The organism is Dehalococcoidales bacterium (assembly GCA_041652735.1).
Classification (GTDB): Bacteria; Chloroflexota; Dehalococcoidia; order Dehalococcoidales; family RBG-16-60-22; genus RBG-13-51-18.
This window is the reverse complement of sequence record JBAZGT010000003.1, coordinates 1-13,282: the sequence shown is the minus strand read 5'-3', so window position 1 is coordinate 13,282 and position 13,282 is coordinate 1. Positions and strand designations below refer to the sequence as shown.

Here is a 13,282-nt window from a genome sequence, read left to right as displayed (position 1 = left end):
TTTGCGCAGTTACGCAATTGCTCATTTACGGTTCCATATACAGCTTGTTTTTCCGGATATATTCCGCCACCGCTTTGGGCACGAGGTGGCTGATGGACTCCCCTTTTCGCGCCAGCTCCCGGATGTCCGTAGCGCTGATATCCACCCTGGGCTTGTCCAGGAATATCACCTTTTTTGATATACCCGGCAGCACGCCCTCCAGGGATTTCAGGACCGGGCGCTTCCAGCCCGGCCGCGGCACCGCCACCAGGTAGCACAGGCTTACCAGGCGGTTCGGCTCATGCCAATCCGGCAGCTGCGCCAGGCTGTCCCAGCCCAGGATGAAATATATCTCGTCGCTGCGACCGTAATCTTTCTTCAGTTCGCTGATGGTGTCCACGGTATAGGACGGCCCCTGGCGCTCTATTTCCACGGTGGAGACTTTGAGCTCGGGATTGTCTGCAACGGCCAGCCGGAGCATTTCCAGGCGGTGGCGGGCGGTGGTAACCTTCTCATAGTCGCGGGACATGGGCTGCCCGGCCGGCATTAATAAAACCTCGTCGAGGTCGAGCGCCGCCCGTGCTTCCTCCGCTATCAGGATATGCCCCTGGTGCACCGGGTCGAAGGTGCCGCCCAGCACCCCGATTTTCCGCCCTTCCTTGTCAGTGGACGACCACTCCCAGGTGAGGTCGCCGCAGCGTATTGTGTCACCAGTGTGCACGCCGGATTTTTGCAGGGCTTTATTCACACCCAGTTTCTCCAGCTGGAAATTGAGCTGCCAGCGCAGCTCCCCGACCGTAACCCCCCTCCCGGCGATAATCCGGTCCAGCCCGGGAGCGTAAATAACATATTCGTCCCCCTTCTTTTCCACCCTGATGCGGGCTTCGCGGGGCTGGGGGCGGAACACTTTAACCTCCGGCGCCAGGCTCTCCTCCGCGCCGGTCACCTCTTTTAATACCTCGAACGCCGCCGCCATCAGCCCGGGGATGCCCTCCCCGGTGGCGGCGGAAATATAATACGCTTTGATGCCACCGGCGGCCAGCTCTTCCTTGATTTCCGCCAGCTTTTCCCGCACTTCCGGCAGGTCGATTTTATTGAGGGCGATGATTTGCGGCTTTTTCGCCAGGGAAACGTCGAACATCGCCAGCTCGTTATTGACCTTGATGATATCTTCCACCGGCGCGGGCGAATCCCCGCTGACAATGTGTACCAGGATTTTGGTGCGCATGGCGTGGCGCAGGAAGTCTATGCCCAGCCCCTTGCCGAGGTGCGCCCCCTCTATCAGACCGGGAATTTCCGCCAGGATAAAGCTTTCCCGGCCCTGCGGTACCACCCCCAGCACCGGCTCCAGGGTGGTGAAGGGGTAGCTCGCCACTTTAGGATGCGCCGCGGATGCCGCCGCCAGCAGCGTGGACTTGCCGGCGTTGGGATAGCCGATGATGCCGGCGTCGGCGATGACACGCATCTCCAGGCTTATGGCTATTTCCCCTCCCGGTTCTCCTTTTTGCGCGATGCGCGGCGCCTGGTTAATGGAGGAACGGTAATGTACATTCCCCCACCCCCCTTTTCCCCCCGCGGCGATTACCGCCTGCTCCCCGGCGGCCGCCAGGTCCGCCAGCAACACTTTTTCCCCGTCTTCATCAGTCCCGGTTATCAGCGTGCCCTCCGGCACCATCAGGACAATGTCCTCCCCGTTCCTGCCGTGCATCTTCTTACCGGCCCCGTTGGCGCCATTAAACGCGCGGTACAGCTGGTTGCGGCGGAAGAAGCGCAGGGTATCAGTGGAGCGGTCCGCCCGGATAATAACGTCCCCCCCTTTGCCGCCGTCACCCCCGTCCGGCCCCCCGAAAGGCACGTACATCTCCCGGCGGAAACCCACCGACCCTCTTCCCCCATCCCCACCCCTGACGATTATCTCTACTTTATCTATCATAAACTCAAAATACCCACAACGTTTTAATTATGATTATACACTAAATGTATTAGGTTATGGTTTACAGTAAGACTATCACTAATATAGCGGCGGGGGGAAAATACGATGGCCGGAACGGCGCAGGCGTGAACGCAGGCGTAAACCGTCGCCGGAGATACTCAATATACCGGCAAAAAAGCCCCAAAATACCGCCAAAACAGGGGCAAAATAAACGCAATAAATCCTCCCGGTAAAAAAGAAAAATGAAGCTGAAAAAGGATAAAAAAGGGTATCCGCCGTAATAACAGAAATATGGCCGCCGCCCCGGGGGTAAATCAGGAAAGAGACTGCTGGTGCAGGCTGCGCTGGATATCGCGCACCTTGCGCTTCAGGAAGGGGCTGATAGTGATGTCATTGGCTATTTTCTTGCAGGCGCTGGTGACGGAGGCGGGGTCGCGGTTGCCCAGTTGCTGCCCTATCTGGGCCAGGGAAAAGTTGGTCTCCTGGCGCATGAGGTACATGGCCAGGCGGCGGGCCAGGGCGGTGTCCTTATCGCGCTCGCGGCCCAGCAAAGCCTCGCGGGAGAGCTGGAAGCAATCGGCCACGGCCTCGATAATCAGCGTCGGGGTGATATCGTCCGGCATGAACTCCTTGCTGGCGATATCCTCCAGGGCGCGGTTGGCTATTTCCAGGGTGGGGGGCGTCCGCATCAGTTTGGCAAAGGCGTAAACGCGGTTGAGCGAGCCTTCCAGCACCCGGATATTGCTCTGGGCTTCCTTGGCGATAAGCTCAAGGACCTCCCGGGGGACGCTGAAATTCTTCTGTCGCGCCTTGGACTCCAAAATGGCCAGCCGCGTTTCGTAGTCCGGCGGCTGGATGTCCACGATAAGTCCCCACTCGAAACGGGAGCGCAGCCGCTCCTCGAGGAGCGGCATGGACTTGGGGGGGCAATCGCTGGTAATGACTATCTGGCGGTTGGTGTTGTGCAGCTCGTTGAAGGTATGGAAAAAGCTTTCCTCGGTCTGCTCTTTGCCGCCGATAAACTGGATGTCGTCGATAAGCAGCATCCCGATGCTGCGGTACTTGTTGCGGAAGTCCTCGGTGTTCCTTTCGCGCAGGGCGGCGACGAACTCGTTGGTGAACTGCTCGGCGCTGGTGCAGATGACGTTGATATGGTTGGCGATGGCCGCCTGACCGATGGCGTGGAGCAAATGGGTCTTGCCCAGGCCGGCGCCGCCGTAGATAAAGAGCGGATTGTAGCTGTGTCCCGGGTTCTGCGCTACGGATAGCGCCGCGGCGCGGGCCATGCGGTTGCTGCCGCCTTCTATAAAGGAATCGAAGATGTAGTCCGGGTTCAGCCGGGTGTAAACGGGCGGGGCGGCGGGAATGGACGGGGCTTTATCCGCCCCGGCGGCGGAGTGATGGGAGTGGCCGTTGACCTGGAAAGCCACGCTGACATCCGGCGCGGTCAGGCCCGCCAGGGATTTTTCAATCAGGGAGCGCTGGTTTTTCTCCAGGTATTCGGCGGCGAAGGTGTTCGGCACGCCGATGACGAACTCGTTATTTTGGTAGCCGAGGCCTACCGTCTTGCTGAACCAGGTGCGAAAATTGGGCTTGCTGACCTGCACCTGAAGGTCACCGAGGGCAATCTCCCATATTTCCCGGGGCGTTCTGGGTCTAATAGAATCCATAAAAAATCCAAATGGCTACCGCAGTTACCGGTAATCCTTAGATAATTCTCCTATCAATTTTGGGCACAAGTATACCTCTGATAAAATATATCCGGGTATACCGCCTGACCCGGCGGGTCTGGAGGCGTTACAAAGTTAAAAAATGATTAACTCAATAACAACACATAGCATACAACCGGAAACCCGTGCCATGCAAATTTTGTGGGGGCGGCAACCAGCCGTTTTTACCGCCTGAGCGCTCGTGTTAGCTCTTTAAACCTGTGTTTATTGCGGGTTTACTGGTGTCCCTCGCTTGGTGACGTGCGGTGGTAAAAAAAATATTTTAGTGATACAATTTTGGCGTTTGGAGTAAGAAAATGCGTATAGTTTTCATGGGTTCACCCCGGTTCGCCGTGCCTTCCCTGGAGCAGCTGCTGGACAGCGGCCGGGAGGTGGCGGCGGTATATACCCAGCCGGACCGCCCGGCCGGCCGCGGGCGGGGCATGACGGCCTCCGCGGTAAAAGAGGAGGCGGCGGGGCGGGGACTAAAGATAATGCAGCCGGAAAGCGTGCGGACGCCGGAAGCCCTGGCGGAGCTGGCGGCTTTAAAGCCGGACGTCATCGTGGTATGCGCCTTCGGGCAGATACTGCCGCAGGCCCTGCTGGATATACCGCCGTTCCAGTGCCTGAACGTCCATTTTTCCCTGTTGCCCAGGCACCGGGGCGCTTCACCGGCGGCGGCGGCGATACTGGCCGGGGACGCGTTCAGCGGCGTCACCGTGCAGCTGGTCAGGAAAAAACTGGACACCGGGCCGGTGCTGGCGGCGGCGGCCGTACCCATATCCCCCCTGGACAACACCGGGACCCTGGCCGATAAGCTTGCCATAATCGGGGCGCACCTGCTGGAGGAAGCGCTGACCGGCTGGCTGCGCGGGGAGATTGCGCCCCGCGTCCAGGATGAAGCCGGCGCCAGCTACTTCGGGCAGGTAAAAAAGGAGGAGGGGGAGATAGACTGGAAGAAACCGGCGGCGGAGATCTGGCGGCGCGTGCGCGCCTATTACCCCTGGCCGGGCTGCTTTACCACCTGGCGCGGCAAGCAGCTCAAGATAAACGAGGCCGCCGTGATGCCCGGCGAAAATAATCTGGAGCCGGGCAGGGTGATAGCTTTACCGGGCGACGGCGGGCTGGGCATTGCCGCCGGCGAGGGCATCCTGAAAGTGCTCCGCATACAGTACGAGGGCAAGAAAGCCATGACCGCCGATGAGTTTATACGCGGCCAGCGGGACTTTACCAGCTCATTGCTCCCCGGTTAATCGTAATAGCGCAAGTGCGCAAAAGAGGAATTGCGCAAAAACGCAGGTGAGTATTTATTCCCCCCATTACCCGTCCCCGGAAAATACGGTGAGGAGGTCCCCCGCTTTGCCTGAAGATTTAAACAAGTTCGATACTTTGACCGGCATCATCGCCCGACTGCGCGGGCCGGACGGCTGCCCCTGGGACAAGGAGCAGACCCACCAAACGCTGCGGGAAAACCTGCTTGCGGAGGCTTACGAAGCCCTGGAGGCGCTGGACGGTAAGGACGCCGCGGCGCTTTGCGAGGAGCTGGGCGACCTGCTATTGCAGATAGTGCTGCACGCGCAGATAGCCAAAGACAGCGGCGAGTTTGAAATCGGGGACGTGGTGGGGGGCATATCGGCCAAGCTGATACGCCGCCACCCGCATATCTTCGGCGGCACCAAGGTCAAAGACGCCAAAGAGGTGATGCACAACTGGGAGCAGCTGAAAAAGGAAGAGCGGGCGGAGGGCAAGTCCATGCTGGCGGGCGTGCCGCCGCAGATGCCGGCCCTGGCTTACGCTTATGAAATATCCCGCCGGGCGGTGCGTGTGGGCTTCGAGTGGCCAAACCTGGAGGGGGTCATCGATAAGATTGCCGAAGAGGTGGCGGAGATAAAGGCGGCGGCCAGTCAGGAAGAGAAAGCGCAGGAAATCGGCGACCTGCTTTTTACCATCGTCAACTACGCGCGCTGGGAGGGCGTGGACCCGGAGTCGGCTTTGCGTGAAGCCAACCGGAAGTTCTACCGCCGCTTCGTTAAAGTGGAAGAAATAGCCCGGCGGCGCGGCCGGGAGCTGCAGTCGCTCTCATTCCAGGAGTGGGACGGCCTCTGGGAGGAAGCGAAAAAAGAGGTTGATTGAGGATGCCTGGGGCGGGAAAATATATCTAATTATAACCAACATATAGACATATATATGTTTATATGCTAGTATGTTCCCTGGGGGTGATGAAGATGACATTAACCAAATCCAAAGCTAAAAAGAAAACCGCCTTGAAGAGGACGACGATATTTTTAACCCAAGAGCACCACGAAGAGCTGCGCCGCCTCGCCTTCGAGCGCCGGACCTCCATGGCCAACCTCATCCGGGAAGCCGTGCTGGAAATGCTGGACCTGGAAGAAGATGAGAGAGCCGCGATGGAAGCTGCGAATAATCCGGAGAAGGAATACATAACTCTGGAAGAGCTAGACCGTAAGTGGAAAGAGAAACATAAAAACGAGTGAAATACGAAGTAATCATCAAACCACGAGCGGAAAAAGAGCTTCTTGACCTGAACCAGAAAGACTATGAGAGGGTCAGACTAAAAATCGGGGAGCTGGCGGGAAATCCGCGGCCTTTCGGCGTGAAGCAATTGAAAACCAGAGAAAATTACAGGATACGGGTTGGTAATTATAGGGTTATCTATAACGTTGGGGATAAACAAAAAATAGTAGAAATACTTGATGTTCTACGCCGTAATGAGCGCACCTACCAGGGACTTTAAGAGGGATGGTCGGGGCGAGTGGATTTGAACCACCGACCTCAGCGTCCCGAACGCTGCGCGCTAACCAAGCTGCGCTACGCCCCGCCGCCCCATATTATACGGCTATGGCGGCCAATAAGGCAAGAAAAGCTTTAATTTGTCATCCCGTTGTAAATCGGGACCCGGGAGCGGGGGGATAGGGGGAGTAATAACGCAAATGCGCATAAGAGTAATTGCGCAAGTGAGTAAAAATATATGAAGTACATCGTTTTGATTATCGACGGCGCCGCCGGACTGCCCATCCCGGACAGAGGCGGCCGGACCAGCCTGGAGCTGGCCCGCACCCCCCACCTGGACGCCCTCACCGCCCGGGGCGCTTTAGGGCTGGCGCAGACCGTGCCCCCGGGCATGGAGCCTTCCAGCGCCTGCGCCTGCATGTCCGTCATGGGCTACGACCCCGTTATCTACTACAAAGGCCGCGCCTCCATCGAGGCTAAAAGCCTGGGGATAGACGTCGCGCCGGATGAAGCGGTCTTCCGCTGCAACCTGGTGAACGTTAGCGATGGTAAAATGAACGACTACAGCGCCGGGCATATCACCACGGCGGAAGCCACGGAAATCATTAAGGAGCTCAATCAAGAGCTGGGCGGCCCGGGCGTAAAATTCTACCCCGGCGTGGGCTTCCGCCATATTTTAAAAATCAAAGGCCGGCCGGAAATATTGCAGGCTGTCTGTACCCCGCCCCACGATATCCCCGGTAAGACGGCGGCGGACTTTATGCCCGCGGGGCCGGGGAGCGACTTCCTCCGCGACCTCATGGCCCGCTCTGAGACCGTCCTGAGAAGCAGCCAAATCAACAGGGCGCGCCTTGAGCGGGGTAATCTGACGGCCAGTACCATCTGGCTTTTCTGGGGCAGCGGGCAGGTGCCGGCCATGCCCCCGTTTCAAAAAGCCTACGGCCTCCGCGCCGCCCTGACCTCCGGGGTGGATTTGCTGCGGGGCCTGGCCATGATGGCGGATATGGATATTCTGGATATTAAAGGTGTGACGGACGGGCCGGAAAGCGACCATGCCGCCCAGGCCGCCGGCGCTTTATCGAGCTTAAATACTCATGATTTGGTGGTGGTGCACGTGGAAGCGCCGGATGAAGCCGGCCACGGCGGGCATATCGACGAAAAGATAAAAGCCATTGAGGATGTGGACCGGGATATCATCGGCCGGCTGCGCGGCTTTAGCGGCGACCTCCGCGTTTTAATCATGCCGGACCACCCCACCCCCTTGGTTGCCCGCACCCATACCGCGGACCCTGTCCCGTTTTTACGGTGGGGCAAGGGGATAAGCGCTAACGGGGCGGCCCGCTTTACGGAGGCGGAGGCCCGGCGGACTGGCGTATTTATGAGGGAAGGGTATAAAATAATGGGGGCGCTGGCGGGGAAATAGGGCGTCGATATTTCCCGCTCATGGTGAGTGAGCGATTTTATCGCCATCCCGCACCGATTCGTCCCTCATCCGGTGTCCCGCATGACCATAGGGAATCGGGACATGACGAAGGAATCGGGACCTGTCGAACCATGAGGCTATGCCCTTCGACAAGCTCAGGGTGAGCGGAACAATTATGAGTAAATACGCAATTGCGCAATTGAGTGAAAGAGTAATTGAGGACTGGCTGACGCTATCATTCCGGCGCGCGCTTATTCGGTTTAGTTGAGGAACAAAACATATGTCTCTAATCGTCCAGAAATACGGCGGCTCATCGGTGGCGGGGGCGGAAAGAATCAAGAACGTCGCCCAGCGCATCGTCAATACGCGGGAAACGGGCCACCAGGTGGTGGTGGTCGTCTCCGCCATGGGTGATACCACTGATGACCTGGTTAAAATGGCCTACCAGATTAACGAGTTCCCGGACAAGCGGGAGCTGGACGTGCTGCTCTCCACCGGGGAGGTGGTGGCCAGTACGCTTTTGGCCATGGCGCTGCACAGCATGGGCCAGCCCGCCATCAGCCTCAGCGGGGCGCAGGCCGGCATCCGCACGGACGCGGCCTACAACCGCGCCAGGATTACCAGCATCGAGCCTGCCCGCATTCTCCGGGAGCTGGAAAAAGGCAATATCGTCATCGTCGCCGGCTTCCAGGGCGTCACCGAGGACCTGGATATCACCACCCTGGGCCGCGGCGGCTCGGACACGACGGCCGTGGCGCTGGCTGCCAGCCTCAAGGCCGGGCGCTGCGAAAGGTACACGGACGTGGACGGCATTTATACCACCGACCCCCGCCTCCTCCCGGAAGCCAGGAAGCTGGCGGATATCAGCTATGAGGAAATGCTGGAGATGGTCACCTACGGCTTCAAGGCCATCCATCCCCGCGCCGTGGAGCTGGGCGAGCTGTTCAGCGTCCCTATCCTGGTGGCTTCCAGCTTCAACGATAAACCCGGTACGTTAATTCAAAAAGAGGTGTCTATGGAAATACGCAATAAGGTGAGAGGCATCGCCTATGACCTTGATGTCGCCAAGATAACCGTGGTCGGCGTGCCCGACCATCCCGGCATCGCCGCCGGCATCTTCGTGCCCCTGGCGCAGGCCGGCATCAGCGTGGATACCATCGTCCAGAACGCCAGCATTAAAAACATTACCGACCTCACCTTCACGGTGACCAAGGGGCAGCTGGAGGCGGCCCTGGCGGTGGTCAAGCCTATAGCTGATTCCATCGGCGCCGCCGAATGCGTGGGCGACCCCAGGCTGGGGAAAATCAGTATCATCGGCACCGGCATGCAGAACGCGCCGGGCTACGCCGCCAGGATGTTTGAAACGCTGAGCAAAGAGGGCGTCAACATACAGCTGATTACCACGTCTGAAATCAGGATAACCTGTATCATAGAAGAAGCCCGGATTAAAGACGCCGTGCGTGCTTTGCACCGGGCATTTGAGCTGGATAAGGACACTTAAAGGGGGGACGGGGGAGGTTAAACGGCTATAACTTCTTTGACTTCCGGGATTTCCTGCTTGAGTATTTTCTCGATGCCGTTCTTTAAAGTCATCTTGGAATGGGGGCAGCCGGCGCACGCGCCGACGAGCTTAACTTTAACAGTACCGCCGTCCACCGCCACCAGCTCCACGTTGCCTCCGTCTTGCACCAGATACGGGCGGACTTTGTCCAGTACCTCTTTAACTTTATCTTGCATTTTAACCTGAACTCCTTTAAAATTTATAACAGGCTTCTACTAAAAATTGTAGCTAAGACCGGAGCTATTGTCAAATTATTTGCATTTTATGTCTGATAAAGAGGTCGTTTAGCGATAAGGAAAAGGATTCTTTTCTGCACTGGCCCCGGCGCCGGAACCGGGGCGGGCAATGGTCTTGCCGGAGGGCGCGGCAACTGTGCCGCGGCGCCGCGGCGGGCTTGCCGTGAACAGCGGCTGAACGGTTTTAAGATATCCCCTTGTATGGCTTATTCCACTGGTGTAGAATAAAACCTTAATCTACCTTATTTCGAGGATGTAAATGACACGTGATGATGAAAAACAGATAAGATACCGCGAACAGCGCAGCAAAGAAGCTATCGACCTCGCTATGCGGGCCAAGTGGCAGGAAGCCGTGGAGGTAAACAAGGAAATCCTGGGTACCTGCCCGGAGGACGTGGACACCCTGAACCGCCTGGGCCGGGCCTACCTGGAGCTGGGGCAATACAAGCTTTCCAGGGACGCCTACAGCCGGGCGGTAAAACTGGACCCCTATAACGCCATCGCCAACCGCAATTTGCGGCGCCTGAATGACCTGAAAGACTCCCACAAAACGGAAGTGGAAACGGACAGGGTGGAGCCGGAGCAGTTCATCGAGGAAATCGGCAAGGCCGGGGTGGTCACCCTGGTGGAGCTGGCGCAAAAGGAAAAACGCGCCCTCACCGTGGCTGGGGACAAGGCCGTGGTCAAGGTGGAGGGCTCTTCCCTGGTGGTGCAAAACGGCCGCGGGGAATACCTGGGCAAAGTAGAGCCCAAGCAGGGCCAGCGGCTGGTGCGGCTGATGCTGGGCGGCAACAAGTACACGGCGCTGGTGGTCAAGTCCACCGCGGAAGGCATGACGATCATGGTGCGGGAGACCTACCAGGACCCCAGCCAGGCCGGCAAGCTGTCTTTCCCGCCTAAGGGCATGGAGGAGTTCCGCTCTTACGGCAGTGATAAACTCCTGAAAGTGGAAGCGGATGGCGATGAAGAAGACGAATCCGGCTATACCATCATCGGCGGCGATGAAGTGGAAGTGCTGCCGGAAGAGGCCGAGGAAGCCAATGATGACACGGGGAACGATGATGAATAGGAGGTACGGCCGCTAATGGTTTCTGGCACAGTCAGAACTGTAAATATCGAAGACGAAATGAAGGGCTCCTACCTGGATTACGCCATGAGCGTTATCGTGGCGCGGGCCCTGCCGGATGTGCGGGACGGGTTGAAACCGGTGCACCGGCGCATACTTTTTACCATGAACGAAATGGGATTGCATTACAGCGGGGCCACCCGCAAGAGCGCCCGTATCGTAGGCGATGTCATGGGTAAATTCCATCCGCATGGCGATTCATCCATTTATGATGCCATGGTGCGTTTGGCCCAGGACTTTTCCATGCGTTATCCCCTGGTGTACGGCCAGGGCAACTTCGGCAGTGTCGACGCGGACCCGCCGGCCGCCATGCGTTATACAGAAGCAAAACTGGCGAAAATCGCCGAGGAAATGCTGGTCGACATCGAAAAAGAAACCGTAGAATTCATGCCGAACTACGATGACAGCCTCCAGGAGCCCACGGTGCTCCCCGCCCGGCTGCCCAACCTGCTTTTAAACGGCAGCTCCGGCATCGCGGTGGGCATGGCCACCAACATTCCCCCCCACAACCTCAACGAGATTGCGGACGCTATCACCTACCTCATCGATAACCCCCAGGCCAATATAGAAGACCTGACCAAAATAGTAAAAGGGCCGGACTTCCCCACCGCCGGCATTATCCAGGGCCGGGAGGGTATCCAGAACGCCTACGCCACCGGCCACGGCAAGGTGGTGGTGCGCGCCAAGGCCCATATCACCAGCGTCAACGCCGCCGGCAAGCGCCAGATAATCGTCAGCGAACTGCCTTACCAGACCAACAAGGCGGCCCTGGTTGAAAACATCGCCGACCTCGTCAAAGACAAGAAAATCGAGGGCATCAGCGACCTCCGTGACGAGTCCGACCGGCAGGGGATGCGCATCGTTATCGAGCTGAAGCGGGACTCCCAGCCGCAGCAGGTGCTCAACAACCTCTTCAAGCACACCGCCATGCAGACTTCCTTCTTCGTGAACATGCTGGCGCTGGTGGACGGTCAGCCCCGGGTCATCAGCCTCCGGGAAGCCTTGCAGGCCTATATAGATTTCCGCAAGGTAGTCATTACCCGGCGCAGCAAATTTGAGCTGAAACAGGCTAAAGCCCGCGCCCATATTTTAGAGGGCTTTAGAATCGCGCTGGACAATATCGACGCTATTATACATTGCATCCGGGAATCGGAGACGGCGGAAGCCGCCCGGAAAAACCTCATGAGTCAGTTCTCGCTTTCCCAGCTTCAGGCGCAAGCCATCCTGGATATGCAGTTAAGGCGCCTGGCCAACCTGGAAAGACAGAAGATTGAAGAAGAATACGCCGAGGTCATCAAGACCATCTCTTACCTGGAAGACCTGCTGGCCAACCCCCGCCGCATCCTGACGGTAATATCTCAGGACATGGTCGACCTCAAGTCCAAGTACGGTGACAAGCGCCGCACGGAAATCGTCGAGCAGGGCAAGCTGGACTTCACCGAGGAAGACCTTATCCCCCACGAACGGGTCGTGGTCACCCTGAGCAGTCGCGGCTTCATCAAGCGGATACCGTCCAAGTATTACGCGCTCCAGCACCGCGGCGGCAAGGGCATTATCGGTCAGGTCACCCGGGAAGAGGACGCCGTGATGATACTCACCGTGGCGGACACCCATGACGACCTCTTTTTCTTTACCAACAAAGGCAAGGTATTTTACCTGAAATGCCATGAAATACCCGCCGGCGCCACCCGCACTTCCAAGGGGCTGGCCATCATCAACCTGCTTTCCATCACCGATGGCGAGCGCGTGACGGCGATGGTGGCCGCCAACGGCCTGATGCCGGGCTCCTTCCTGCTGATGGCCACCAAGCTGGGCGAGATCAAGAAGACGGCGGTGGACAAGTTCGTCGCCGTGCGGAGCAGCGGGCTTATCTCCATGGACCTGGCCTCCAATGACGAGCTGGTATCCGTCTGCCTGGCCAAGGACAAGGACGATGTTCTCCTGGTAACGCGTAAAGGACAGTCCATCCGCTTTGACGTGGCCGGCCTGAGAGCGGCGTCCCGGACCTCCGGCGGCGTGCGCGCCATGCGCGTGGCCGATGGCGACGGCATTATCAGCATGGACCGCATCATCCCGGAGGGCTACGTGCTGGTAGTCACCGAGAAAGGCTACGGCAAGGTAACCCCGGTTGACCAGTACCCGCAGCAGCACCGCTCCGGCAGCGGCGTGAGGACTTTCAAGATAGTGGACAAGACCGGCGATGTCACCGCCTCCCGGGTAGTGACGCCGCAGCACCAGGTGATGCTGATTTCCGCGGAAGGCATGATGACCCGCACCCCGGTCAAGGAAGACGACCCCAAGCACGGCATCACCACCCAGGGCCGCAGCACCCAGGGCGTCAGGGTTATGACGCTGGATGAGGGCGACAAGCTGGTGGCCATTACCGCTTTCGAGGAAGAAGAAAAAGCAGACTAGCCGCCGGGGTTTTTAACGGAAATTAAAGGGGGGGCCTAAAATGAACTGCACCCCTAAAGTTGGACAGTATGATATGCTGGAAATAACTTTAGGGGTGTATTTTTATGCCAAAAGGGAAACCGTATACCGGGAAGTTTAAACAAACGGTA

11 protein-coding genes and 1 tRNA gene are annotated in these 13,282 nt (G+C 58.2%); 8 read left to right on the top strand and 4 right to left on the bottom strand.

The window, feature by feature from the left end:
• Positions 1-25 precede the first annotated feature (25 nt).
• Together obgE and dnaA are read right to left on the bottom strand one after the other, a co-directional pair.
• Positions 26-1,912, bottom strand: a complete 1,887-nt coding sequence (gene obgE, locus WC370_01575) for a GTPase ObgE (protein ID MFA5308159.1) — start codon at positions 1,910-1,912, stop codon at positions 26-28.
• A 314-nt stretch (positions 1,913-2,226) separates the two neighbouring features.
• Positions 2,227-3,582 carry a chromosomal replication initiator protein DnaA gene (dnaA, locus tag WC370_01570; protein MFA5308158.1) on the bottom strand — a complete coding sequence of 452 codons (1,356 nt, stop codon included), beginning with the start codon at positions 3,580-3,582 and terminating at the stop codon, positions 2,227-2,229.
• A gap of 356 nt (positions 3,583-3,938) precedes the next feature.
• On the opposite strand from dnaA, the gene fmt reads away from it, so the two are divergent.
• The 4 genes from fmt (at position 3,939) to WC370_01550 (ending at position 6,376) form a co-directional block, all read left to right on the top strand.
• A complete protein-coding gene (fmt, locus tag WC370_01565; protein MFA5308157.1) occupies positions 3,939-4,874 on the top strand; it encodes a methionyl-tRNA formyltransferase in 936 nt (311 codons plus the stop codon).
• A 106-nt stretch (positions 4,875-4,980) separates the two neighbouring features.
• On the top strand, positions 4,981-5,754 hold the full coding sequence (mazG, locus tag WC370_01560; GenBank protein MFA5308156.1) for a nucleoside triphosphate pyrophosphohydrolase: 774 nt from the start codon (positions 4,981-4,983) through the stop codon (positions 5,752-5,754).
• Between the two features lie 92 nt (positions 5,755-5,846).
• Positions 5,847-6,116, top strand: a complete 270-nt coding sequence (locus WC370_01555; protein ID MFA5308155.1) for a hypothetical protein — start codon at positions 5,847-5,849, stop codon at positions 6,114-6,116.
• Complete coding sequence (locus WC370_01550) at positions 6,113-6,376, top strand: type II toxin-antitoxin system RelE/ParE family toxin (protein MFA5308154.1); 264 nt, start codon at positions 6,113-6,115, stop codon at positions 6,374-6,376. The genes WC370_01555 and WC370_01550 overlap by 4 nt, the downstream gene beginning before the upstream one ends.
• A gap of 6 nt (positions 6,377-6,382) precedes the next feature.
• On the opposite strand, the gene WC370_01545 is transcribed toward WC370_01550, so the two are convergent.
• Positions 6,383-6,460, bottom strand: a tRNA-Pro gene (locus WC370_01545).
• Between the two features lie 150 nt (positions 6,461-6,610).
• Between WC370_01545 and WC370_01540 the strand changes: the two genes are divergently transcribed.
• On the top strand, positions 6,611-7,795 hold the full coding sequence (locus WC370_01540) for a cofactor-independent phosphoglycerate mutase (GenBank protein ID MFA5308153.1): 1,185 nt from the start codon (positions 6,611-6,613) through the stop codon (positions 7,793-7,795).
• A gap of 280 nt (positions 7,796-8,075) precedes the next feature.
• Positions 8,076-9,296: an aspartate kinase gene (locus WC370_01535; protein MFA5308152.1), complete on the top strand. Its 1,221-nt coding sequence runs from the start codon at positions 8,076-8,078 to the stop codon at positions 9,294-9,296.
• A 17-nt stretch (positions 9,297-9,313) separates the two neighbouring features.
• Here WC370_01535 and WC370_01530 read toward each other — a convergent pair whose 3' ends face one another.
• The gene (locus WC370_01530) at positions 9,314-9,532 is read right to left on the bottom strand and encodes a NifU family protein (protein MFA5308151.1); all 219 of its coding nucleotides are present in this window, start codon (positions 9,530-9,532) and stop codon (positions 9,314-9,316) included.
• Positions 9,533-9,851: 319 nt separating this feature from the next.
• Here WC370_01530 and WC370_01525 point away from each other — a divergent pair, with 319 nt between their 5' ends.
• Both WC370_01525 and gyrA read left to right on the top strand, forming a co-directional pair.
• On the top strand, positions 9,852-10,661 hold the full coding sequence (locus WC370_01525) for a tetratricopeptide repeat protein (GenBank protein MFA5308150.1): 810 nt from the start codon (positions 9,852-9,854) through the stop codon (positions 10,659-10,661).
• 15 nt (positions 10,662-10,676) lie between these two features.
• Entirely contained in the window at positions 10,677-13,133 is a 2,457-nt protein-coding gene (gene gyrA / locus WC370_01520; protein ID MFA5308149.1) for a DNA gyrase subunit A, read from the top strand.
• Positions 13,134-13,282 lie beyond the last annotated feature (149 nt).